Raw genomic sequence first — 22860 nt, forward strand, 5'->3', positions numbered from 1 at the left:
TTATTCGCTCGACTGAGAGCGCTCATCGGTCGTTTTCGGACGTTAGAGGGCGTTTATTCGGTATGTGTCCATTTATATATTTTATAACGCTATACGGAATCTGCGGGCGGTCACCACCACAGTTTCGGAGGATAAGCTAGTTTTGGATCGAATCGCCATCAAGTCGTGGTGATTCCCAGCGGTTAGGGATCGATTTTGAATCCTTACTCTCGAACTACCGGACGAGCGTACGAAATTGCGTGGATTTTGGCGCTGCTGAATACGGTTGTCACTCTTGAGCGGCGGACCCAGCGAGAGCTCAGCCGATTAGTCGTGTGGAATCAACGCTGAGGCAACGAGCTCAACACACTCACCCGCAGTAATCACAGGTGCGTAGTCCATCTCACCTCCCACGCCCGCTTTCAGCAAGAAGTCGGTGAGCCGCCAGATATTGTACAAGAGGACCGCGAATATGAAGTAGAACAATCGAACACGGTAGTCTTTCGAGGAGGTCTTCGCGAGAAAGTCGCCCTTATCGATTTGTACTCACTCTCGATCTGCCACCGGCGGCTGTAGCGCTGACAGAACGTCTCGGCTTCCCCGGGACCGACTCGGAGATTCGTCGCGAAGACGGTTGTTCCCTCACCACTCGTCGACGGCACGTACAGGAACCGCATTGAGTGGGAACCCGTTTCGACGTGGACAGAAGACAATTCCACAGCTACGTCCTGACCGTCTTCGTCCATCAGGTCAAACACCTCCCGTTCGGAGCTGGAGACCCGTTTTGGGATGAGATAATTCACACCGAGATTCGAAAGCGTCTGGAACACCCGCATCGAGTCGAATTCCCGATCACACAGCACAGTCTCGATAGGAACGTGTTCTTTCGCTCGTCGAACAAGTCGGCGCACAGTGCGATGAATCTGATTCGGCCGGTTCTCATCCCATTCAGAGCTCTCTCGGACTGGCTCAACGGCGAGAACGAGCGGGATATTCTGTCCGATAATCGAGAGCGTCGCGAATTTGAACGCATGGCCGTCTCTTTCTTTGGTCCCGCTAACCATCGGCATCTCCTCGGTATCCCCGTAGTAGGGAATGGTCGTAATATCGATCGCCGCAGTAACTGGCCTTCGAAAGGATATCTCTGAGGCGATCACGGAGAGCAAGCGGTCTGTACTCTCATTGAAGCCGTTCACGAGTTCTTCGGGATCGAACTGCTTGACAGCGCGGAGGTGCGTGTCGCCGTGGGGACCGTACTCTTCACCACGACGATATTGGAAGCGAGTAGCGCCCTGCGCGGTGCCACAGCGGACCATCCCCATGAACGTCTGTAACTCGAAAAATTGCGTGTCCTCGTACGAGGCGTTCGACGCTCGACCAGAGTCGAAGTGACCGAAGGCGTGATCACGCGCGAGGCGCGTCGTCTGGACAATCTCCTCTTGTGAGAAGGATTCGTCTTCTATTGAGTCTGCGTCTTCTTGCGTGTCGTCGACGATCTCTGCCTTTGGCCGCACCTTCGGAGCTGAGATGTCGCGATCGTGGACTTCTTTAACAACGAAATGGGCAGCAGCGTGGACGTATTCGTGGGCTGCGTCGTCGAATCGACTTCGCCATGCCCGCGAGAACGCTGATTCATCGGGTACTCGACTGAAGCCGAGGATAGTCGCTACTTCCGGTTGCCGGGTGAGTCGTCGAGAAAACTCGGCGTACGAGTCATCCGTTATCTCCGTGAACACGAATGAGAGGATTATCGCGCGAAAGGAAAGTGGCGCAGGATGCCACGCTGGATACCCGTCTTCGATCGTGTCTATCGAGTGATCGAAATTCTCGAACGCGGTGACGAGATCGGTTTCTTTGAGTTTGTTCCGGATGGCAATCCCGAGTTGGTACGCTTCGCACAAAGAGCTCTTTCGCGGATGCTCACCGTGATCCGGGGCGTCAAAACCATTCATACGATTGGTGGGGTAGAGACGTGACAAAGAGACTAACCCACTCTATCCCAGCCATATAGAAAAATTATATAATCTATATTATTAGGTGGTGAAAATAATCAAACGACGCGGTTCCGAAGAGGCTCACCAGACTGGTGTTGGCGGAAGATTTCCTTGGTCAACTCCGCAAGATCGCGATGATATTGGTTTGTAGTCGATCCTTGGTGAGGGGAGACAATTACTTCCTCGAAGTCCCACAGTGGGGAAGACTCCGGAAGCGGCTCGGTGCGAAAGACATCGAGTCCGGCGCCGGCGATAATGTCATCTTCTAGAGCTGAAATTAACGCGTCTTCGTCGACGACGGATCCACGTGCGACATTTATAACGTAAGCGTCAGAGCGCATACACTGTAGTTCCGCAGTGGAGATCAGGTCCTCCGTCTCGGGAGTATCGGGAACCGCAAGGATGACGAACCGGACATCGTTGATTGCCTTCTGGAGGCTATCCGGAGAATAGACAGTCGAAACGCCAGGTACTGACTCGTTTGATCGGCGGACGCCGACGATGTCTACCCCCAGTGTATTCGCGCGGGTCGCGATACCTCGTCCGATCGTTCCGAGTCCGATGACACACGCTGACTCTCCCTCAACGGTGAATGGCCGATCGTAAGACGGTTCGTACCATTGGTGGCGGGTTTGCTTGTCACGATAGACGTGGTGCCGTCGTGCAAACATTAGCATGTACCCGATAACAAGTTCACTGACAGTCGTGCCGTGAATGCCTGTACTATTTGTCAGTGGCGTGCCAGCGTCCTCGTATGCTTGGGTGTCGAACTCATCGTAGCCAGCCCTGATACAGTGGACCCAACCCGCGTCGAGGAATCCATCGCGTGGTCGATATGATGTGATCACGTCGGTTTCGTTAAAACTAGCGTCGTCGCCAACAATCTCGACGGGAACTGAAAGGTCATCGAGTGTGTTGACAAACGATTCGATCGGAACCTTCTCATCGATACTCTCGTGGACACAGAGTCGCTCTGGTGGCGCAGTATCGGACACAGAGGACACACGTCTATATGGAATATTTAATTTTGGTAGGTGGCAACGTGATAAACTCGGTCCGCTCACTTCGGAACATAAATCCACAGACTCTTCGACCGGTACAACCCGAGGGTTCTTAACATAGAATAGGATAAACCGTGATAGAATGGGACAGATTGTCAGTAAAGACGTTCTCTCAACGAATTTCGACCTCCAAGACCGGTGTACGACCGGTCGTTGGGTGACGGATGCTTGGACGAACGGATGACGCTCCTTGAAGTTGAGGACCTCGTAGTGCGATACGAGACGGGTGACGGTCCGCTCCACAGCGTGAATGGCGTCTCGTTCAGCATCGGTGGCGGGGTTAACTATGCGCTTTCTGGCGAGTCGGCGTCAGGCAAATCGACGACCGTGAAAGCAATCCTTGGGCTCTTGCCCGATCACGGCGTTGTCGAATCTGGCCATGTCAGGTTTGATGGGCGGGATCTACTATCGTTGACACCCTCCGAACGTCAGGACCTACTCTGGGAGGAGATCGCCTTCATCCCGCAGACGGCTATCGATGCGCTTGATCCCGTGATGTCTGTTGGCGCACAGATCAGGCAGGCAATTCAGACACACCGGGATGTCTCCGAGCGTACTGCCGACCGCCGTACCCACGAGCTGTTTGAGACAGTCGGGCTCAATCCCGCGCGGGTCGGTGACTACCCACACCAGTTCTCCGGTGGGATGCGCCAGCGTGTTGTCATCGCAATGGCGCTGGCACTTGACCCGAAATTGATTATCGCCGATGAACCGACAACAGGGCTTGATGTCATCGTCCAAGACAAGATTATCGACAACATACTCCAAATCCAAAAGGAGACTGACAGCTCGCTGTTGCTCATCACGCACGACGTGAGTGTGATTGCTGAAACGTGCGACGAAATGTCTGTACTGTACGGTGGGAAAGTGATGGAACAGGGCTGTACCGACAACGTTCTACTCAATCCGACACACCCGTACACGATGGGGCTAAAAAATGCGTTCCCATCGCTTGATGACAACCGGGACACCCTCGCATCAGTGCCGGGGAAGCCCCCTACCCTCGACACCAAGCCGACTGGATGTGTTTTTGAGCCACGTTGTCCGTTCGCGTCCGAGGAGTGTACAACGACTGAACCAGATGTAGAGACGCTTCCGTATCGGAATCACGGCGTTTCGTGCCACAACGCTGATCAAGCAGCGCGGATGCGCCAGGACGCTGAGGACACTACGACATGGGGGGGGCTGACGGAGGGGTCGCGGTCCGACTCGGATGAAATCCTTCTCGAAGTCGACGGGCTATGTAAGTGGTATGAGCGCTCAGAGTCACTGTTAGGAAAGCTCCCTATCGGTGGAGTTTCACCGACGGTGACGGGTGTTTCGAACGGTCTCCGCCGGTGGTACGAAAAGCGAGGTGAGATATTCAGCAAGGTATTGAAAAACGACAGGTCACATGTCCGCGCGGTCGACAGTGTCTCGTTTTCGGTGTCTCGCGGCGAGATTTACGGCGTTGTCGGTGAGTCCGGCTGTGGAAAATCGACTCTTGGCCAGACACTCGCACTCTTAGAGGCCCCGACCAGCGGAGGGTTCACGTTTGACGGGGACTCGCATGAGTTCTTCCAAGGCGATAACCTACAGGAGTTCCGGAAGAATCTACAGATTATCTTCCAGAACCCCTACGACTCCCTGAACCCACGAATGACTGTTGAGCAATTGGTCAGGGAGCCGCTAACGATTCACAATCACCGGCTTGAGGACCGCGACGAAACCGTCCATAAGACACTCGAAAAGGTCGGAATGGCGCCTGCAGACCAATACTTGGATATGTACCCGAATGAACTCTCCGGTGGCCAGCGCCAGCGGGTTTCCATCGCTCGTGCGCTCGTCATTGACCCCGACTTCCTCATCTGCGACGAGCCTGCCTCAATGCTTGACGTGTCACTCCAAGCAGAGGTGTTGAATCTGCTACGGGGATTGGCTAATACCGAAGGGATCGGTGTCCTCTACATTTCTCATGACCTCGCGAGCCTCACACAGGTTGCCGACCGACTGGCGATCATGTACCGTGGACGGTTCGTCGAACGTGGCAGTACCGAGCAGATCGTTTCAAACGCGAAGCACCCCTATACCGAAGCCCTGCTCGCAGCAGTTCCTGAGACAGATCCACGTGGTAGTCGTACTCGTGTGACGCTCGAAGGAAAACCTGCCAATCCCGTCGGAATAACGGGAGGCTGTCGGTTTGCATCACGTTGTCCGAAAGCGACCGATCGCTGTCTTAGTGAGAGTCCAGAACTCGACACATGGACTGAGGGTGACCACAATGCTGCGTGTTTTCACCCGGCAGAATCATCTGATTCCGATAATATTGCTCAATTTGATAATCTAGTTGAGACTGGGTGACTGGTTTTGGTAGAACGATTGCTCGGATCCGAACCATTCACCGAGTCGCTTTGACTAACAGTTTGAGGTTCGCAAATGATTCCACATTGCCGTCAGATTCCACAATTTCGAACGTTTCGGCCGCACCAAGTGGATGGTCAGAAAATGCTGCTTGTAGTCGCGCTCGTCGATCGACCGGCGTATTGACGTTTTCGACCCACTCGTCGAACTCGAGAGTCTTCGTGACGACGCGTGAAGCATCGATCGTCAATCCCGCGCCTGTGAGCCAGGAAAACCAGTCATTGACGCGGTGTGAGCGGACGTGCGTCGGATCGCGGATCCTCTCGATCTCGTTGAGGAACTCGTCCAGCGTGTCGTTGTTGGGTGCGATATTATCCTCGAAGGCGAAGGTACCGCCGGGTTTGAGGACGCGAGCTACCTCTTGGACAAACGCCTGCGGGTCGGGAAAGTGATGGGCTGCGATACGACACGTCACGGCGTCGAACGATTCGGAAGTAAACGGGAGTTTCTCAGCGTCGCAGACGGCTCCAGCTGCATCCGGAAACGCCCGCGACGTTGTCGTGATCATCCCTGGCGCGATGTCAGTCGCCACGACGCTGTTTGCGTCTGCCTCAAGCAGTGCGCCTGCGGTGTGCCCAGCGCCTGTGGCCACATCTAGTGCTCGGTCGGCCGTTCCAACCCACTCGACGAGTTGATCGAGATCGCGTCCCTCACGGTGGATGCGACTCTCTAAGTATGCCTCGGCCTGTTCGCCGAATAGTATCGCCGCAGACTGTTTGCGGTCCAGCCCCTCGTCCATGTTTTCATGTTCGGCCGATTAGACAAAGGTTGTTCGACCAGTTTACTGTCCAAGCTCTCTCGCACAAAGAGTAGTGGATGGTGCCCATTGTATGAGAAATAAAGGTTCACCTTAATAACGGACGTGTATTACGGATATCTTACCAAACCACCACATGTTGGTTGACACTGTTGTTTAGTATTGAATAACTGACAATACGGCTAAACGGATATTCGTTCACGACGATATCTCTTCGCCAATTTATCTACCCCGATATAAATGATGAAGCTCATTGCCCCGGTTCGGGAGTATGATATTATCGGTTCCCGGAGTACGCACCGGCACGCACATGGACGATCAACTCGACAAAGACGAACTGACCTACGAGTCTGTATCGAGTCCCGACTTGGATCCATTGTTCGATCCGGGATCGGTTGCAGTCGTCGGAGCGAGCCCCGACTCATTCTACTCGGGTAACCTTGTGGAGAATCTCCTGGCGTACGGCTTCGAGGGGACACTCTATCCCGTCAACCCAGGACGTGATGAGGTTTGGGGACGGCAGTGTTACGACGACATAGCAGATATCCCCGATGCGGTGGATCTGGCAGTCGTTAGTGTTCCCCGAGAGTACGCCGTCGACGTCGTAGCATCCGCTGGCGAGCGCGGTGTCCCCGTCGCACTGGTGCTGACTGCGGGCTTCTCTGAGGCCGACGAAACCGGTGCCGAGTTGGAGGCGGAGCTAGCTGTGACTGCCGAAGAGGCAGGCATTCGCGTCGTTGGACCGAACTGTATCGGTGTGATGGCTAGCGAAGGAGCCACACTTACCTCAACGTGCTCGCGGAATCCTCAACCTGGCGGTATCGGTCTCGTCAGTCAGTCAGGTGCACTGGCGTTCACAACGTTCTTCGAACGGGCGGCCGATAATGACGTACACTTCAGCCACATCGTCTCGACCGGAAACGAAGTCGATCTGACGGCTGCCGATCACGTTGCTTACCTTGCCGAACAAGACGATGTCGACGTTGTCTGCACTTATATTGAGGGTGTGGAGGAGCCGGAGCGGTTCTTACGGGTAGCAGAAGCGGCAGTTCGGGCCGGCACACCGGTCCTCACGGTAAAAATCGGCTCCTCGGAGTTATCAGAGGCGGCGACGCTCTCCCACACCGGATCGCTCACCGGTGACGACGACGCTTGGAAAGCCGCCTTCGATCAGACGGGCATTGAACGTGTTCCAGACATCCCAGACTTGCTCGCGCGGGCGAGCGCACACACCGCTTATGCTGAGCCGGACGGCGACAGTGTCTGTGTCGCTTCGACTAGCGGCGGCCTAGCAAGCCTGCTGGCGGATATGGCCGCCGAGCGGGATCTTTCGCTTCCCGAAATCGAAGGTGAGACTGAGCGGAGGCTCTTGGACATCGAAGAGTTGCTAACATACGGGGGATTCAACAATCCAGCGGACATCCGTGGGTACGGTGCCCACGCTCTCCCGGAGATAGCGAGTGCAGTCTTAGATGACGATTCCTTCGACGCTTACGTATTCGCCATCGGTCTCCCAGGAGTCGACGAACGTGCAGAGACTATCGCTGAGGATCTGGAACAGATTGCTTCTGAGGCTGATGATCCGGTTTACGTACTGTGGACCGGACGAAAAGAACCCGATGACCCAACCGAAACCCCGCCCTACGCCCGTCTAAGGGAATCAATTCCCGTCTACGAGGATCCAAGTCGGTGCATGGACGCCGTGATGTCAACGGCGGATTTCGTCACTGCTCGTGACCGCCTAGCAGACCGATATTCGCGCGATAAACTCGCCCCTGACGCGCGAGGACCAATTACAGACCTCCCAGAGGACGGGCAGGTGCTCACCTGGACGGAGTCAGAATCGCTGCTCGATGCTTACGACATTCCCGCCGTTGAGACGCACTTGGTGACCACAGCGGACGCGGCGGCTTCGGCGGCCGAGGAGGTCGGTTTCCCGGCCGTTGTGAAGATAGACTCACCGGCACTTCCCCACCGAACGGAAGCTGGTGCGGTGCAGCTCGACATCGGTTCGACAGACGCGGCTCGCAAGGCTTACGAGGAAGTGATAGATGCCGCATCGACTGTTGTCGACGTGGAAGAGATCGAGGGTGTACTGGTTCAACCGATGGTCGATGACGGCGTTGAAGCCATCGCGGGCATCGCTCCCGACGACGTGTTCGGGTCGCTCGTCTCGGTCGGGCCCGGCGGAGTTCTCGTCGAAGCACTTGACGAAACGGCCACGCTCGTACCTCCGTTTTCACGGGCCGACGCACGGACCGCCGTTGAGGACACAGCTCTCGCGGCACTCCTCCAAGACCGTCGTGAAGGCCCCGCCCCAGGGATCGAACCATTCATCGACTTTCTCGTACACGTCGGCGACTTGGCGGCGGGTACCGATGACGTTGCCGAACTGGATCTCAATCCCGTCGTCGTCACGGCTGAGGGTCCTGTCGCTGTTGATGCACTCGTCCGGACCGACCCGTGATACATCGATGGAGATCACAGATGAGCTCCAACGTCCGAACGCACTGGGAGAAAGGCGGCGAGTGGGACCCAACGGTCCCGACCAACAACTGCCAAATCGATGAGGGGAGAGGGTCTCACTGCCGGGTGGCCGGTTTCGCTTCCGGATCTCCGTCGCTACGACGCGCTGGCACTGACAGCACTGGTGTGGTTCCTCGGGAAGTTCCTACGGTATGCATTCCCACCTCTGTTTGGCAAGTTCGAGGTGATCTACGGTGTCTCGAGAACGGCCCTCGGAGCTGCGTTCTCCGGTCTTATGCTGGTGTACGCCGCGATGCAGTTACCTTCGGGACTTATCGCCGACCGGTACGGGTCAGTGGTCGTCATTATGTTCGGTGGGGTGATAACTGGCTCCGGCGCGCTCATGCTCGTGGTCGACGGTCCGTTCCCACTGTTAGTAGTCGCGATGCTACTAGTCGGGGCGGGATCCGGGACCTACAAGACTGTCGCGATAGAGCTCCTCTCGCGTATCTACCCGTCGGAGACCGGACGATCACTGGGCGTGTTCGACACGGTCGGAAGCCTCGCCGGAGTCGCAGCACCTGCGTCGATCGTCGCGGCGACGGCGCTTCCAAGTGTATTCGGTGCCCCGTGGCGGACGCTGTTTCTTGCCGGAGGGCTGGCCACGATAGCGGTCGCCGCGGCGTTTGCTGTCCGCGTGCCACGTCACTTGCCCGACCGTTCGATCACTCCCGATGGACCCGACAGCACTCCGGCGTTCCGCGAGCATCTCGACTTATTCAGTCAACCACGGTTCTCTGCCTTTGTTGCCGTAACAATTCTGTTCTCGTTCACGTACAACGCATTAGTAGCGTTCCTCCCGCTATATCTCACTGCCGCTGGGGAACTCAGTTCAACGACTGCAAACTTGCTGTTCAGCATTCTCTTCGCAGTCAGTCTGGTCCAACTGGCCACCGGAGAGGCGAGCGACCGCATCGGGGTTCTCCCAATACTGGTGGTAACTCTCGTGGCAGCAACTGTCGGCCTCATCGGCCTCGTCGTGCTCTCAGGACACGTAGGAGCGATCGCCCTCGGTGCCTCGATGGTTATCCTTGGTCTTGGGGCACACGGATATCGACCGGTACGTGGCGCTTACCTGATGGAGGTGCTTTCCGGAGATGTCGCGAAAGGAACGCTCGGTGTGGTCCGGACACTACTGGTCGGCGCGGGCGCCGTCGGCCCCGCCGTAGTCGGCTACCTCTCAGATGTTACAAATTTCCGAGTGGCTTTCACCGTTCTCACGGTCGCCTTTGGCGCTGCAACCGGGGTAACGGTCATCCTATGGGTGACTGACCGATGACGGCGTGGCCATTCGGAGCCCTCGGCTGTCGGCTGCCGACTCTGTTTGAAACGTACCGTCAAACACATCGATATCTTCCCGTCACCGATCACCAACACATCCACGTGAATTCGAGCGACATTCGACAATACCGGCGATTATCGTGGAGACGGATCGACGAAAGTCTCGATGAGACGTTATCAAGAGCACAGCATCGAGCAACTACCGTCCCTGCGACGAAACTCAAACTTCAATCCCATGACTTCAGACAAACCATCCAAGACGTACGACATTGAACTGATCCCCGGTGACGGTATCGGCACGGAGGTCGTCAAGGCCGTCATGCCTCTCGTCCGGACAGTCGCCGATCAGCATGGTTTCGAGTTCGAAACCACCCGCCGCGACTGGGGAACGGAGTACTACCTCAACCACGGTGAGATGATGCCAGGCGACGGACTCGACCGCCTTACCGACGCCGACTCGATCTTCTTGGGAGCAGTCGGCCACCCGGACGTCCCCGACCACGTTACACTACACGGACTCCTGTTACCGATCCGCAAGGGTTTCGATCAGTACGTCTGTAAGCGTCCAAACGTCCTCTTTGAGGGGATTGAGAGCCCACTCCGTGGCTACGAGAGCGGTGACATCGACTTCGTGGTCTATCGTGAGAACACGGAGGGAGAGTATGCCGACCTAGGTGGTCGAGAACACCGAGGATTGGCTCATGAGACTGCGATCCAGTCGGCGCTGTTCACTCGTCGCGGGACGGAGCGAATCATCCGAGCGGCGTTCGAGGCTGCGGCCGAACGAGAGAGACATCTGACTAGCATCACCAAGTCTAACGCACAGGCCTATAGTATGGTGTTCTGGGATGATATCGTAGCAGAGGTCAGCGAAGAATATCCCGGGGTGACCGTCGAGCGCCTGTTAGTTGACGCCGCGTCGATGGATCTTATCCGTCGACCACACGAGTTCGACGTACTCGTTGCCTCGAACCTCTTCGGCGACATTTTGACCGACATCGGTGCCCAGATCACCGGAAGCATGGGGCTTGCGCCGTCGGGGAATATCCATCCGGGAGACGAGTATCCCTCGATGTTCGAGCCCGTCCACGGGAGCGCACCAGATATTGTCGGTAAGGGCGTCGCGAACCCGCTAGCGACCGTGTTATCGTGGTCGATGCTATTCGAGGACCTAGGGGAGACGGATGCCGCCGACGCTCTCTGGGATGTAGTCACTGACCAGCTCGCAGACGACGCGGCTCCCCGAACCCCTGACCTCGGTGGGGATGCCAACACCCAAACCGTCGTCGGCGATCTCAGCTCCCGGCTGTGACCCGTCCTTGGATTCGTTCGCACAATCCGAGCGCATCAAGTAGGGCGGCACCAGCTGAGGGTTCCGCCGTTCGATTCGAGAGAACGGCCGTTAGTTATCCGGTCTTGGCGTCTCTGGAACGCCATACCGGTCGTTTAGATGAAAACAAACGCTTATGAGTCGAGGGGAGACTGAATGAACAACGATGGGTTCTGGGTGATCTGATATTCTCCGTATTAAGTTCCAGACGGTGTCTTCAGGCGTCATGGAGACACTCGAATCACACCTTCCGAAAGTCCGACGGATTGAGCTTGAGAACGTCTTCTATGCAGACGAAGGCGACTGGATCGAGTCGCTGCTGATCACATCAGACAGCTCGTTTGACCCCGAAACGGTACTGGAGCCGCTCTCTCAGGTCGAGCTGTTTCATCACGAGCGGATTTCGGATGATCAAGCCGATCATCATGTCCACCGGCTCACGGTGATTGCACACGAACCCTATCCGTTTCTACTGGGGCTAATTCTCCGGGTGAAGGCGATTCCAAACCGTCTAGTACTGTCCCAGGGCCGCTTTGATGGGGTTGCCACCGTCGCCGAGTGGGAGGACTTTCGGGCGCTTGCCGATAGGATACAGGCACAGTTCGGCCGGTTCGAACTCTTGAGCGTCAATCAGGTCCAGACAACTGGTGCGCCACTAGGCAGCGGACAGTTGGGTCGCGTCGTCAGAAACGAACTCTCTCCAGATCAACTGATCGCCCTCCGAACAGCCCACGAGATGGGATACTTCGGCACGCCACGCAAGAGTTCCGCTGACGAGGTCGCAACGGAACTAGACATCGCCCAGTCGACGTTCAGCGAGCGCCTCCGTCTCGCAGAGAAGAACCTGCTCAATCTGATCTTCTCGGCCGATGATAATGGTCTCGAAGTCGACGACCGGCTTCAATAACCGGCCCCGATCCATTTTGTTCGCCAACACACATTAATTTGTACTAAAATTTATAAATAATATCGGATGATAGGATCCTCGACAATCTCAACCGGCCTGGTTAGCCAAAAATACCCTCTGAAAACTCTCCCATATAAAGCATGAACATGATAGATCATTATCGGAAGTAGGTATAGGCATATATGGGTGAACATAGAAGTTGCAATGTCGCAAGACAAGCATTTCGAGATCGAGACAGGTACGGCATCGCGGCGACGATTCATCTCCATTACGGGGGCGGTTGGCATGGCCGGATTGGCCGGCTGTGGCGGCAACGACGGCAGTAGTGGTAGCGATGGCAGCAGCGGTAGTGGCAGCGGAAATTCGATCGAGACCCGGTTCTGGGAGGAGTGGCCGGTCGAGACGAAAGGCGTCGACGTCAACGACGAGGCGATTCAGTTCGAGTACACCGCTGTCGAGGGCGAGGCAGTACCGGAGGTCGACACTCAGTTCGCGCAATCAGAAACCTCATGGATGCGCGAGTTCGCGTTGCAGGTTCAGCAGTCGCTGAACGATATCGGTGTGCCGGTCAATCTGATCAACGTCCAGCCGAGCACGCGTTACGGTGAATTCTGGCGAGCCGATATCGGGCACCCGGTTCCGATTGTAATGAATCTCCACGGGCCAGACCCCCAGCGTGGACTCGACCCGAATCCGTTCCTCATGCGTGCGCACCCGGAGACAGGTGGGAACTACTACAACTACAAGAACGACGAGATTACCGAGCTGCTCGACGAGCAAGCTCAGATGATCGGCGATACGGAGGGACGCGCCGAGGTCTGCCAAGAGATTCAGCGGAAGCTCAGCGAAGACGCCTATCTCATCGCGGCCAACTTCCCAGAGGTCATCACGGTGGCCAACACCGCAGACTGGGAGGGATACGTCCCGATGCCCGGGAACGGGACGACCCGGGACTCATTCGTCTGGACGCAGGTGAACCTTCAGCCGCAGGGCGACTCGACGACCTGGGTCAAAGGTGTGACCACGGGAATGCAGGGAACGAATCTCCCGTTCTCCACTGGTGGTCTGGAAGAGAAACGCCTCCAGAACGTATACGACGGACTGTTCGACGCCTCACCAGAACTAGAGATCGTCCCCGCGCTAGCAACCAACGCCGATGTTGTCGACGACACGACCATCGAGATGGACCTCCGTGAGGGCGTTGAGTGGCACGACGGCGAACCGTTTGGGCCCGAAGACGTAAAGTTCAGCGTCGAGCTGTACAAGGAGAACGACGCGCCACAGCAGGGGGCATTCGTCCGGACCGTCGACAGCGTGGAAGTACTGTCCGAGAGCGGTGGCGGGCGCGTGCGATTCAACCTCACTGAGCCCGACGCCGCATTTCTCACACAGCGGGTGGCCCGTAGCGCTATCGTCCCGAAGCACCGCTGGGAGGATGTCGACAGCCCCGGTGAGTACAACCCCGACAATCCCGTCGGTACCGGCCCGTTCTCGTTCGTCAACTGGGAACAGGGCTCCGAACTCAGGCTCGAGAAACACGAGAGCCACTGGATGTGGGACGACGACATCCGTGAGGAGCTCCTCGGCGACTATTTCGCCCCCGGAGACGGGATCGACGAGATGGTCCACGCCAACGTCGGGAACGTCTCGACACTCATCGGGGCGATGCAGTCAGGTGATATCGACGCTATCGGAACGACAGTCTCGGGCCAGCAGGCCGAGCGTGCGGCTAATGCCAGCGGCGTCGAGGTACAGACGGCCCGCAACTACGTCCCTACGGACGTCCACCTGAGCCATCTCGTCCCACTGTTCCGAGACAAGACGTTCCGGGTTGCGCTGAGCCACGCCTTCGACAAAGAGGGATTCGTCGAGAACACTCTTGCTGGCCGCGGCGAGGCGATCCAAGGGCAGAATCTTCTCACACCGCTGTTGACTCCATTCCACAGCGAGACCGAGCCGTATGAGTACGATGTCGAACAGGCCCAGCAGCTGCTTGAAGAGGCCGGATACACTTACGACGGCGACACCCTCGTCTGGCCGGAGGGCGACGCTTGGAGCGCCTTCGAAGAGCGTGTCGAGCACGGCCACGCGACCCACACAGAACTTGAACAGGACATCTAGCGATAGTACACACACAGAACTCATGAGCTTTCGACGCTTTCTGGTAAAACGTACCGCAATTGCGGCGTTGCTGACACTGATAGCTGTCAGCATCATCTTCGCCACATTGCGGATGTTGCCCGCCGATCCGTTCAGTGGGCTCGTCGCATCCGGGGCACTCACACCCGAGCAAGTCGCGGAGGTACGCGCGATGTACGGGTTGGACGAGCCGATCTATGTCCAGTATGTTAAGTACATCCAGAACTTGTTCACGTTCAACTTCGGGGTCTCCCTCACCCAACAGCGACCGGTTAGCGAAATAATCACCCCGGCGTTGATGAACACCCTCGTCCTGCTGTTGCCCGCGCTCATCGTGACCGCGATCATCAGTTCATTGGCCGGCATGTACGCCGGTTGGAACCGTGGGTCGTGGTTCGAACAGTCGAGTATCGTCGTGAGCACCGTGTTCCGCTCCGTCCCGAACTTCGTGACGGGGATCTTCCTCCTCATCATCTTCTCGTACGGGCTGGGTTGGCTGCCTGCGTTCGGAATGCGTAGTCCGCTCGCGAACCCGTCCGGCTACCTGGATACGTACCTCTCCTGGGACTTCCTGAAGCACTACACTCTTCCATTCACCGTGACGGTGTTGTATTACAGCGGCGACTTCCTGATGCTCGCCCGCAACTCCGTCGTCGAGCGGATGGGCTCAGAGTTCCTCATGCTCCACCGCGCCAAGGGGCTCTCAGAGATGGAGCAACTCGGTCGCGCCGGCCGCAATTCGCTGCTGCCGCTAGTGACCTACTTCGCGCTACGAACGGGTATGCTCTTCCAGGGTGTTGTTACCCTTGAGGTGGTCTTCGCATGGCCAGGTATCGGCCGTGCGCTTGTTCAAGCCATCCTCAACCAGGACTACCCAACCGTCCAGGCGGCTGTGTTTATCATGGCGCTTGCAGTAATTGTGATGAACCTTGTCGCGGATGTCGCATACGCGAAACTTGATCCTACCGTAGAAGCAGGTGATGTCTGATGTCGGGATACAATATCGACACTGAGACCGCAAGGGATCGACTCAGTTCCGAGTACGATCGGGCAAAGCGAACGATGGCCTTTGTGCTGGAGGATAACGGTGCCAAGGTCGGTTTCACCATCCTCGTCGCGTTCGGATTCCTCGGTGTGTTTGGACCGTATCTCGCCCCGTTCCATCCCATCGAGGATACACTCCGACAGGGTGGTTCAACCATGCGACTACAGAGTCCCGGTGGTAAGGCACTCCTCGGGACGACCTCCTACGGAAAGGACATCCTCAGTCAGTTCCTCGTGGGTGCGCGGCCCACGCTCATCGTGGGCTTATTCGGTGGTGTCGGTGCCGGCGTCTTGGGGTTCCTCGTCGGTCTCACGAGCGGGTACTCCGGTGGTCGAGTCGACGAATTCCTGATGCGACTAACCGACTTGACGTTCGCGCTCCCGTTCCTACCGATGGCGCTTGTGATCCTTTCGTTCGTCACCCCGAACATCTGGCTCATAACTGCCGTGCTGGCCGTCTTCCTCTGGAAGATGCCTGCTCGCGTTATCCGGTCAGAGGTGATGACCGTCAAAGAGCGGACGTTCGTCAAATCTGCCCGTGCAAGAGGGGCTGGTCACATGCGAACGATGTTCCTGCACGTTGCACCGAACGTGTTGGGTATTGGCTTCCTCTACACCGCGTATGCGGTCGGTTGGTCGATCGTCGCGGGAGCCTCACTTGCGTTCCTCGGCTTCGGTGACCCGACGACCACCTCATGGGGGCGGATGCTCGAGCAAGTGTTTCGTTCGGGATCCATCCGCACCGCGTGGTGGTGGGTTCTACCGCCGGCACTCGGTATCGGCGCCGTAACCACGTCCGTCTTCCTGGTGGGACGGGCGTTTGAGGAGCTCGTCAACCCCGATCTGCAAACGGAGCAAGAATGAGTTTACTCGAAGTCAACAACCTCGAGATCACGTACCGGACTGCGGAGGAGGACGTCCACGCCGTAAACGACGTTTCCTTCTCCATTGGTGAACAGGACAACTACGGCCTTGTGGGCGAATCTGGCTGTGGGAAGTCGACGATCGCGAAGACCATCCTCGGCTTGTTGGATGACAATGGGGAGATCGAAGCTGGCAATGTTCAATTCAAAGGCCGAGACCTCGTCGATCTCTCCGAAAAGGAGTGGCAGGACGTCCGCTGGGAGGAGATTGCCTACATCCCACAGAGTGCGATGGACTCACTAGATCCTGTCATGACTGTCGGCGCCCAAATCCGACAAGCCATCCGGAAACATCGAGATGACTCCAAATCGAAAGCCGACGAACGCGTCGCAGAGGTGTTCGAGATTGTAGGCCTCGATCCAGCCCGGACGAGCGACTACCCCCACGAGTTCTCCGGCGGAATGCGCCAACGCGTCACGATCGCAATGGCGTTAGCGCTCGATCCAGATCTCATCATCGCTGACGAGCCGACGACAGGGCTTGACGTTATTGTCCAAGACAAAATCATCAACAAACTGCTGGAGATCCAGGACGAAGTCGACAGTTCGATGCTGCTCATCACCCACGATGTCGGGGTGGTAGCCGAGACCTGTGACGAGGTGTCAGTCCTCTACGGGGGGAAAGTGATGGAGCAGGGCGCGACGTACGACGTGTTCCAGAATCCCACGAATCCCTATACGATGGGGCTACAAAACTCCTTCCCAGAGGTGGACGAGTTCGACAAGCAGGCCATCTCCATTCCAGGTTCGCTTCCAGAACTGACTGAGGAGCCGACCGAGTGTGTCTTCCGCAATCGGTGCCCATTCTCGACGGAAGAATGCGCTGACGGCCATCCACCGCTGACCGCAAACGAGGGACAGCTGTCCGCCTGTTACCACACTGACGAGGCAAGGGATATGCGCGAGGCAGCCGACGATGCCGAGACATGGGGCATCGATATTGCGGAAGACCGCGAAACGTCTGGTGACACTGGTGACGTTATCCTCGAGACCAACGGCCTCGAAAAATGGTTCAAACAAAGTCAGTCGATCATCGACAGCTTCAGCGGCACTGAACCCGACTACGTTAAAGCTGTCAACGGCGTCGATCTGACGGTTCGTGAAGGTGAGATTCTCGGGGTCGCTGGCGAGTCCGGATGTGGCAAGTCCACCCTCGGTGAGGTTATCGCTGCGCTTCAACCCCGAACAGGCGGCGACATCCACGTCGATGGGACGCCGGTTGATGACCTGCTCGAGGAGAGTACCAAGAAATTCCGCTCACAGGTACAGTTCATCTTCCAAGACCCGTTCGACTCGCTGAACCCGCGGCAGCGCGTCAAGGACGCCGTTTCAGAACCCCTCAAGATTCAGGGGCACGATAAAGAAACGATCAACCGTCGGGTTCGAGAAACCGTCTCCGACGTAGGCCTCAATCCACCCGAGAAGTACCTCGACAGGAAGCCGGCCCAGCTCTCGGGCGGGGAGCGCCAGCGTGTCGCGATCGCACAGGCGCTCGTATTGGAACCGAAGCTGCTCATCTGCGACGAGCCCGCCTCGATGCTCGACGTATCGCTAAAGGCTAACATCCTCAACATCCTGCGAGAGATGGCCGATGAACGCGATATCGGCATTGTCTACATCTCACACGATCTCGCCAGTCTCACGCAGATCGCAAATCGGCTGGCAGTGATGTACCTCGGTGAGGTGATCGAGATCGGGAAGACCCGCGAGGTTGTCCAAGATTCAAAACACCCCTACGCGGCGTCGCTGTTAGCTGCGTCGCCAAAAACCGATCCCAGCATAAATCGTCAACGTGTGTTGTTACCGGGTGAACCGCCGAACCCTGTCAATCTCCCTGAGGGCTGTAACTTTGCGCCGCGGTGCCCGAAGGCGAGTCAGGAATGTCGCGAGGCAGATCCTGTCCGGTCAACTTTCAAAGACAGCAACCACGAGGCTGCCTGTCACTTCCCAGTGGAGGATGTGGAGAATGAACTGCTAGCGTCTTATGCTCGCCAAGGGCGGCCGGAAATACAGTCAGTCGAAGAGGAGGCAATCGAAAAATCAGGTGAGGAGGCGTAGTCAATGCAAGGCCCCCCGTTTGGTGAGGCGTCGTTCGAGGCGGTGATTCTGGCCGTCAGAATCGGCGGCGTCGATATCCCCGATAGCGTTGTTGCCATCGGTGGGGCCGTTCTCATTGGCGCTCTAATCGCGCTTTCCGCTTTCTTTTCGTCCTCGGAAATCGCGATGTTCTCGCTGGCTGACCACCGGGTCGAATCACTCGTCAACGACGCGGTTCCCGGATCCCAGACGCTCAAAGAGCTGAAGGATGACCCACACCGGCTGCTCGTGACTATCCTCGTGGGCAACAACCTCGTCAACATCGCTATGTCCTCTATTGCGACCGGCTTGTTGGTAATGCTTGGAGTGGGGCAGGGCCAATCGGTCGCATTTGCGACGTTTGGTATCACTGCTCTCGTCTTGCTGTTCGGTGAGAGCGTACCAAAATCCTACGCCGTCGAGAACTCGGAATCTTGGGCGTTGCGTATTGCCAAGCCGCTAAAACTCAGTGAGTACCTCCTCCTCCCGCTGGTCGTCCTGTTCGACTACCTCACACGAGTAATAAACAGAGCCACGGGCGGACACACGTCCATCGAAACCTCCTACGTCACACGCGAAGAGATCCGAGAAATGATCGAGACCGGTGAACGAGAAGGTGTCCTCGACGAAGATGAACGCGAAATGTTCCAGCGTATCTTCCGGTTCGACAACACCATCGCGAAGGAGGTAATGACACCGCGTCTCGACGTCACTGGCGTCAGCAGCGACGATGATCTCAACGAAGCGATAGTGACCTGTATCCGGAGCGGACACCAGCGGCTCCCCGTATACGAAGGGAGCCTCGACAACATCATCGGTGCTGTAACGCTTTCCGATCTCGTCCGAAGTTGTCAGTGTGAGGATGGTAGCCCTGAAAGTATCGATCACTATATCGAGGAGGTTCTCCATGTGCCGGAAAGCAAGAACGTGGACGACCTGTTCGAGGAGATGCGTCGCGAGCCGGTCGAGATGACCGTTGTCAAAGACGAGTTCGGAACCACGGAGGGGATAATCACCACTGAAGACCTCGTCGAAGAGATCGTCGGTGATATGATCGATGCCGAGGAGGAAGAGCCGATCACGGTACTTGATGAGACGACTGTCGTTGCGCAGGGAGATGTGAACGTCGAAGCACTCAATGATGTACTTGACACTGACCTCCCGGAAGAAGGAGAGTTCGAGACGATTGCAGGATTCGTCTTCAACCGAGCCGGTCGCTTGGTTGAAACGGGGGAGTCATTCACCCACCGCAATCTCGATATCAGGGTTGAACGAGTCGATGCTAACCGTATCAGGCAAGTTCAAATCACAGAACGGTACGACGAATCGTCTACAAACCAACCGGTGGAGTCACGGACCTGAGTCCGCTGAACTTCACACCAAATTAAAAACGGAGTAAACAGATGACGATACTCACCGCAATTGGAGAAGAACTACACACAAACAAGCTACTCGAAGTTGGGTACGACCTCGCGACGACGTACGACGAGCAACTGGAGGTCTTCCATGTCATTCCGAAAGAAGATTTCAACAGCCACAAGTCAGCGATCAAAGACTCACCGGGTTCCGAGAATTTCACAATCAGTCGAGAGGCTGAAAGTGCTGCCGAGATCGCCCGACAGGCCGTTCACGAATCCCTTGACGAGTACGACTTCGATCGAATCGAAACCCGTGGGAGTGTAGGCGATCCGACTGAGAAGATATTGGCTGAAGTCAGTCACAGTGATCCCCGCTTCCTCGTCATTGGGGGGAAGCAACGGTCACCCGTCGGGAAAGCTATCTTCGGGAGTACGGCACAGAGTTTGCTACTGAACGCGTCTTGTCCGGTCGTTTTGGCAAGTAAAGAAGAGTAGACCAATAGCAGGTTCACGATGATTAAGTTAGGCGCTCTCGATGGTGATGGAATTGGTCCGGAAATCGTTTCGGCCGCAGTTCGTGTCGTTGAGGCGACAGATCTTGATGTAGAGTTCATAAACTATCCAGTCGGGTGGGAAGCATACGAGGAGTACGACTCGACGGTTCCGCAGGTCACGCTCGATGGACTCAAAGAATGTGACGGTTGGCTACTTGGGCCAATATTTGCGGGCGAGTATCCAGAAGACGATCTCGCAGATCGTAACCCGAGCAGCACACTTCGACAGGCGTTCGATCTCTATTCGAACGTCCGCCCGATTCGCTCGTACACCGACACCGGTTCCGGAGAGATTGATATCACGATCTTCCGACAGAACACGGAGGGCTTCCTCGCCGACCGCAACATGCACGTCGGCGACGGCCGGTTCATGCCAACCGGGGACGTTGCGCTGTCGGTGCGCGTGGTCACACGACAAGAGAGCCGACGCATCGCGGAGGCTGCCTTCGCCTACGCGGCTGAGCGCGATATAGATGTCACGGCTGTCTCGAAGAAGAACGTCCTCCAACACGGCGGCACCCTATTTATCGAGGAGTGCGAGAAAGTCTCAGAACAGTACCCCCATGTGGGGTTCGAGACGTTCATCATTGACGCCTTCTCGGCGGAGCTGGTGATGAACCCGACCGAGTACGATGTCGTCGTGACGACGAACCTCTTCGGCGACATCCTCTCAGATGAGGCAGCCGGAATCGCGGGCAGCCTCGGGTTGGCACCAGGTCTAAATCACAGTCATGACCACGCCATGGCGCAGGCTACACACGGTGCTGCACCCGACATCGCAGGTGAAGGGATCGCCAATCCGACATCAATGATCCTCTCGGCGGCCATGCTGCTCGACTGGCTCGGTCGACGCGAGACCGAAGATATTCCTGAGGCTGCGACGGCAATAAACAATGCTGTCGCTCAAACTATCGATTCCGGCGTTCGGACGCCCGACATCGGTGGTAACGCGACGAACGAGGAGTTCACCGACGCGGTCATTGCGCAACTCCAAATCGAAACTGGGTCGAAGAAAATGGACTAAAATGCTCTGTTGAAGAGCGATCTTATCAGCCGATATCGATGGTTTAGAAGGGTGAAGCCGAGGAAATCGAGCTTGGTATGGAGATCGATATCCTCGACTTCATTGAGCAGTGTCGTCACCTAGCTAAACAAGCGTTGGGGAAGCACGCGGGCGAGCCCGCCAGCGGCGGGTTCGCCCGCTGGGTTCACGTCGTCCTCCACTGTTTTCGGGTGGAAGAGACCCACAGCTACCGTGAAACGCCGAATCGGCTGAAGTACATGGACGAAGTTCGTGACGCTCTCGGCTTAGATCGGGACAATCTCCCCGATCACACAACGATCTACAAGTCGTTTGATCGACTGAAAATGTGGGTGTGGCGGGCGCTGCTGCGCGTTTCCGCGCAGCAGCACCCGCAGTCTGACCACGCTGCGCTCGACAGCACGTTTTTCGACCGCCGACGTGCGTCATCGTACTTCCGCCAGCGGGCAGGACGCACGATACAGACGCTGAAGGTGACGACATTGACCGATGTGGAATCGCTTGCCGTTCTCGATGTCCACATCAACGCACGGTGGAAGCACGATACGAAGACCGGACCGCAGGTCGTCCGCCGAAACGCGGACGACCTGCAGTCCGTCGCCGCCGACAACGGCTTCCAAGACTGGCATACCGAGTACGAAATCGCCGCACACGGCGTTGAGTACCTTGTTCACTATCGCGGTTCGTCAGCGAAAGCAGCTGCGAACAACATGCTCAATCAGGCAAATGGCTACGCTTAGCGGTGGATGGCCGAAACATCCTACTCGACAACAAAGCGCTCGCTCGGCGACGCCGTGCGAGCGCTGGGCTGGTATCGACAGTTCCGTGAGATTGTCTTGATGTTCGCCATCATCAACATAGAACCGCTGTGTGAGCCGCTGTGACCGTGACTCAGCATCTATTCAACACAGCAGACTAAAAAGCAATTCAGTATACAGTCACCAACGACCCGCGGTTTCATAGTGATTACGGCGAATAGTTCCATGGACGGTATCGAAAGACGTCGATACAGCAGCTCTCATTACCTACGCGGATCGCCACGGCGGTAAAGACTCGCCGTAATCACTATCAGACATGAGCATACCTGATGAATAGGATCACATAAGATCCAGACATAGAGAAGGTGTTTCGTCGTGGGATCAACGGTAGCGTACGGCCGTATCAATCGTCGTTGAGGTGGATCACTATTTCATCGAGAGGTTGATTTAAACCTGAGCTCAAAATCAATGTATACAGCTGCCTTTTTATCCTACTATAAGCGCTAGACAACAGTAATTGATGTCCAGTCCGTCATCAAATCTAAAAGTAGTAATACAGCCAAATAAAGTCAAAAAACGGGCTTCGTCGCTATCGCTGCTTTCACTCGATTATCGAGTCGATGACGACAGTGACTGATATGTTCATCTTTTCAAACATCTTTACACCTAAGTATTTGTAGAAATAAAGCACGCATCAAATCCATCCTCCGAGGTTGTGGAGTTGCGAATGG

At 56.5% G+C, this 22860-nt stretch carries 15 protein-coding genes and 2 pseudogenes; 14 read left to right on the forward strand and 3 right to left on the reverse strand.

From position 1 onward, the window contains the following. Nucleotides 1-306: 306 nt before the first annotated feature. Nucleotides 307-1850, reverse strand: a pseudogene (locus AMR74_RS15375) (transposase). On the opposite strand from AMR74_RS15375, the gene AMR74_RS19660 reads away from it, so the two are divergent. Continuing rightward, nucleotides 1755-1955 (forward strand): hypothetical protein, encoded by a 201-nt coding sequence (locus AMR74_RS19660; protein WP_240471216.1) that lies wholly within the window; start codon nucleotides 1755-1757, stop codon nucleotides 1953-1955. The pseudogene AMR74_RS15375 and the gene AMR74_RS19660 overlap by 96 nt on opposite strands. A 74-nt stretch (nucleotides 1956-2029) precedes the next feature. Here AMR74_RS19660 and ddh read toward each other — a convergent pair whose 3' ends face one another. After that, nucleotides 2030-2968, reverse strand: coding sequence for a D-2-hydroxyacid dehydrogenase (gene ddh, locus AMR74_RS17725; protein ID WP_077152381.1), 939 nt, complete (start codon nucleotides 2966-2968; stop codon nucleotides 2030-2032). A gap of 246 nt (nucleotides 2969-3214) precedes the next feature. Here ddh and AMR74_RS15380 point away from each other — a divergent pair, with 246 nt between their 5' ends. Continuing rightward, nucleotides 3215-5374 (forward strand): dipeptide ABC transporter ATP-binding protein, encoded by a 2160-nt coding sequence (locus AMR74_RS15380; protein WP_053772999.1) that lies wholly within the window; start codon nucleotides 3215-3217, stop codon nucleotides 5372-5374. A gap of 37 nt (nucleotides 5375-5411) precedes the next feature. Here AMR74_RS15380 and AMR74_RS15385 read toward each other — a convergent pair whose 3' ends face one another. Then, entirely contained in the window at nucleotides 5412-6173 is a 762-nt protein-coding gene (locus tag AMR74_RS15385) for a class I SAM-dependent methyltransferase (protein ID WP_053772936.1), read from the reverse strand. Nucleotides 6174-6501: 328 nt separating this feature from the next. On the opposite strand from AMR74_RS15385, the gene AMR74_RS15390 reads away from it, so the two are divergent. From AMR74_RS15390 to AMR74_RS15445, 12 genes and pseudogenes are all read left to right on the forward strand, one after another. Beyond that, nucleotides 6502-8658: an acetate--CoA ligase family protein gene (locus AMR74_RS15390; RefSeq protein WP_053772937.1), complete on the forward strand. Its 2157-nt coding sequence runs from the start codon at nucleotides 6502-6504 to the stop codon at nucleotides 8656-8658. Nucleotides 8659-8757: 99 nt separating this feature from the next. Next, nucleotides 8758-9996, forward strand: coding sequence for an MFS transporter (locus AMR74_RS15395; protein ID WP_053772938.1), 1239 nt, complete (start codon nucleotides 8758-8760; stop codon nucleotides 9994-9996). 237 nt (nucleotides 9997-10233) lie between these two features. Further along, nucleotides 10234-11310: an isocitrate/isopropylmalate dehydrogenase family protein gene (locus AMR74_RS15400; protein WP_053772939.1), complete on the forward strand. Its 1077-nt coding sequence runs from the start codon at nucleotides 10234-10236 to the stop codon at nucleotides 11308-11310. A gap of 244 nt (nucleotides 11311-11554) precedes the next feature. Next, complete coding sequence (locus AMR74_RS15405; RefSeq protein ID WP_053772940.1) at nucleotides 11555-12235, forward strand: helix-turn-helix domain-containing protein; 681 nt, start codon at nucleotides 11555-11557, stop codon at nucleotides 12233-12235. A gap of 204 nt (nucleotides 12236-12439) precedes the next feature. Further along, complete coding sequence (locus tag AMR74_RS15410) at nucleotides 12440-14356, forward strand: ABC transporter substrate-binding protein (protein WP_139043024.1); 1917 nt, start codon at nucleotides 12440-12442, stop codon at nucleotides 14354-14356. A gap of 22 nt (nucleotides 14357-14378) precedes the next feature. Next, nucleotides 14379-15362 (forward strand): ABC transporter permease, encoded by a 984-nt coding sequence (locus AMR74_RS15415; protein WP_053772941.1) that lies wholly within the window; start codon nucleotides 14379-14381, stop codon nucleotides 15360-15362. A gap of 74 nt (nucleotides 15363-15436) precedes the next feature. Beyond that, entirely contained in the window at nucleotides 15437-16282 is an 846-nt protein-coding gene (locus AMR74_RS15420; RefSeq protein ID WP_394324741.1) for an ABC transporter permease, read from the forward strand. Beyond that, complete coding sequence (locus AMR74_RS15425; protein WP_053772943.1) at nucleotides 16279-18399, forward strand: dipeptide ABC transporter ATP-binding protein; 2121 nt, start codon at nucleotides 16279-16281, stop codon at nucleotides 18397-18399. The genes AMR74_RS15420 and AMR74_RS15425 overlap by 4 nt, the downstream gene beginning before the upstream one ends. 3 nt (nucleotides 18400-18402) lie before the next feature. Next, nucleotides 18403-19779, forward strand: coding sequence for a hemolysin family protein (locus AMR74_RS15430; protein WP_053772944.1), 1377 nt, complete (start codon nucleotides 18403-18405; stop codon nucleotides 19777-19779). Nucleotides 19780-19820: 41 nt separating this feature from the next. Further along, nucleotides 19821-20270: a universal stress protein gene (locus tag AMR74_RS15435; RefSeq protein WP_053772945.1), complete on the forward strand. Its 450-nt coding sequence runs from the start codon at nucleotides 19821-19823 to the stop codon at nucleotides 20268-20270. Nucleotides 20271-20288: 18 nt separating this feature from the next. Next, nucleotides 20289-21353: an isocitrate/isopropylmalate dehydrogenase family protein gene (locus AMR74_RS15440; RefSeq protein WP_053772946.1), complete on the forward strand. Its 1065-nt coding sequence runs from the start codon at nucleotides 20289-20291 to the stop codon at nucleotides 21351-21353. Between the two features lie 77 nt (nucleotides 21354-21430). Next, nucleotides 21431-22255, forward strand: a pseudogene (locus tag AMR74_RS15445) (IS5 family transposase). The last annotated feature ends 605 nt before the right edge of the window (nucleotides 22256-22860 follow it).

The organism is Halorubrum tropicale, from assembly GCF_001280455.1.
Taxonomy (GTDB): Archaea; Halobacteriota; Halobacteria; order Halobacteriales; family Haloferacaceae; genus Halorubrum; species Halorubrum tropicale.

Bases quoted from the DNA above. Each gene is read 5' to 3' on its own strand.
- AMR74_RS15400 (WP_053772939.1), top strand. From the start codon at position 10,234: ATGACTTCAGACAAACCATCCAAGACGTACGACATTGAACTGATCCCC.
- AMR74_RS15405 (WP_053772940.1), top strand. From the start codon at position 11,555: ATGGAGACACTCGAATCACACCTTCCGAAAGTCCGACGGATTGAGCTT.
- AMR74_RS15430 (WP_053772944.1), top strand. From the start codon at position 18,403: ATGCAAGGCCCCCCGTTTGGTGAGGCGTCGTTCGAGGCGGTGATTCTG.
- AMR74_RS15435 (WP_053772945.1), top strand. From the start codon at position 19,821: ATGACGATACTCACCGCAATTGGAGAAGAACTACACACAAACAAGCTA.
- AMR74_RS15420 (WP_394324741.1), top strand. From the start codon at position 15,437: ATGGCCTTTGTGCTGGAGGATAACGGTGCCAAGGTCGGTTTCACCATC.
- AMR74_RS15385 (WP_053772936.1), bottom strand. From the start codon at position 6,173: ATGGACGAGGGGCTGGACCGCAAACAGTCTGCGGCGATACTATTCGGC.
- AMR74_RS15425 (WP_053772943.1), top strand. From the start codon at position 16,279: ATGAGTTTACTCGAAGTCAACAACCTCGAGATCACGTACCGGACTGCG.
- AMR74_RS19660 (WP_240471216.1), top strand. From the start codon at position 1,755: ATGCCACGCTGGATACCCGTCTTCGATCGTGTCTATCGAGTGATCGAA.
- AMR74_RS15440 (WP_053772946.1), top strand. From the start codon at position 20,289: ATGATTAAGTTAGGCGCTCTCGATGGTGATGGAATTGGTCCGGAAATC.
- AMR74_RS15380 (WP_053772999.1), top strand. From the start codon at position 3,215: ATGACGCTCCTTGAAGTTGAGGACCTCGTAGTGCGATACGAGACGGGT.
- AMR74_RS15395 (WP_053772938.1), top strand. From the start codon at position 8,758: ATGAGGGGAGAGGGTCTCACTGCCGGGTGGCCGGTTTCGCTTCCGGAT.
- AMR74_RS15390 (WP_053772937.1), top strand. From the start codon at position 6,502: ATGGACGATCAACTCGACAAAGACGAACTGACCTACGAGTCTGTATCG.
- AMR74_RS15410 (WP_139043024.1), top strand. From the start codon at position 12,440: ATGTCGCAAGACAAGCATTTCGAGATCGAGACAGGTACGGCATCGCGG.
- AMR74_RS15415 (WP_053772941.1), top strand. From the start codon at position 14,379: ATGAGCTTTCGACGCTTTCTGGTAAAACGTACCGCAATTGCGGCGTTG.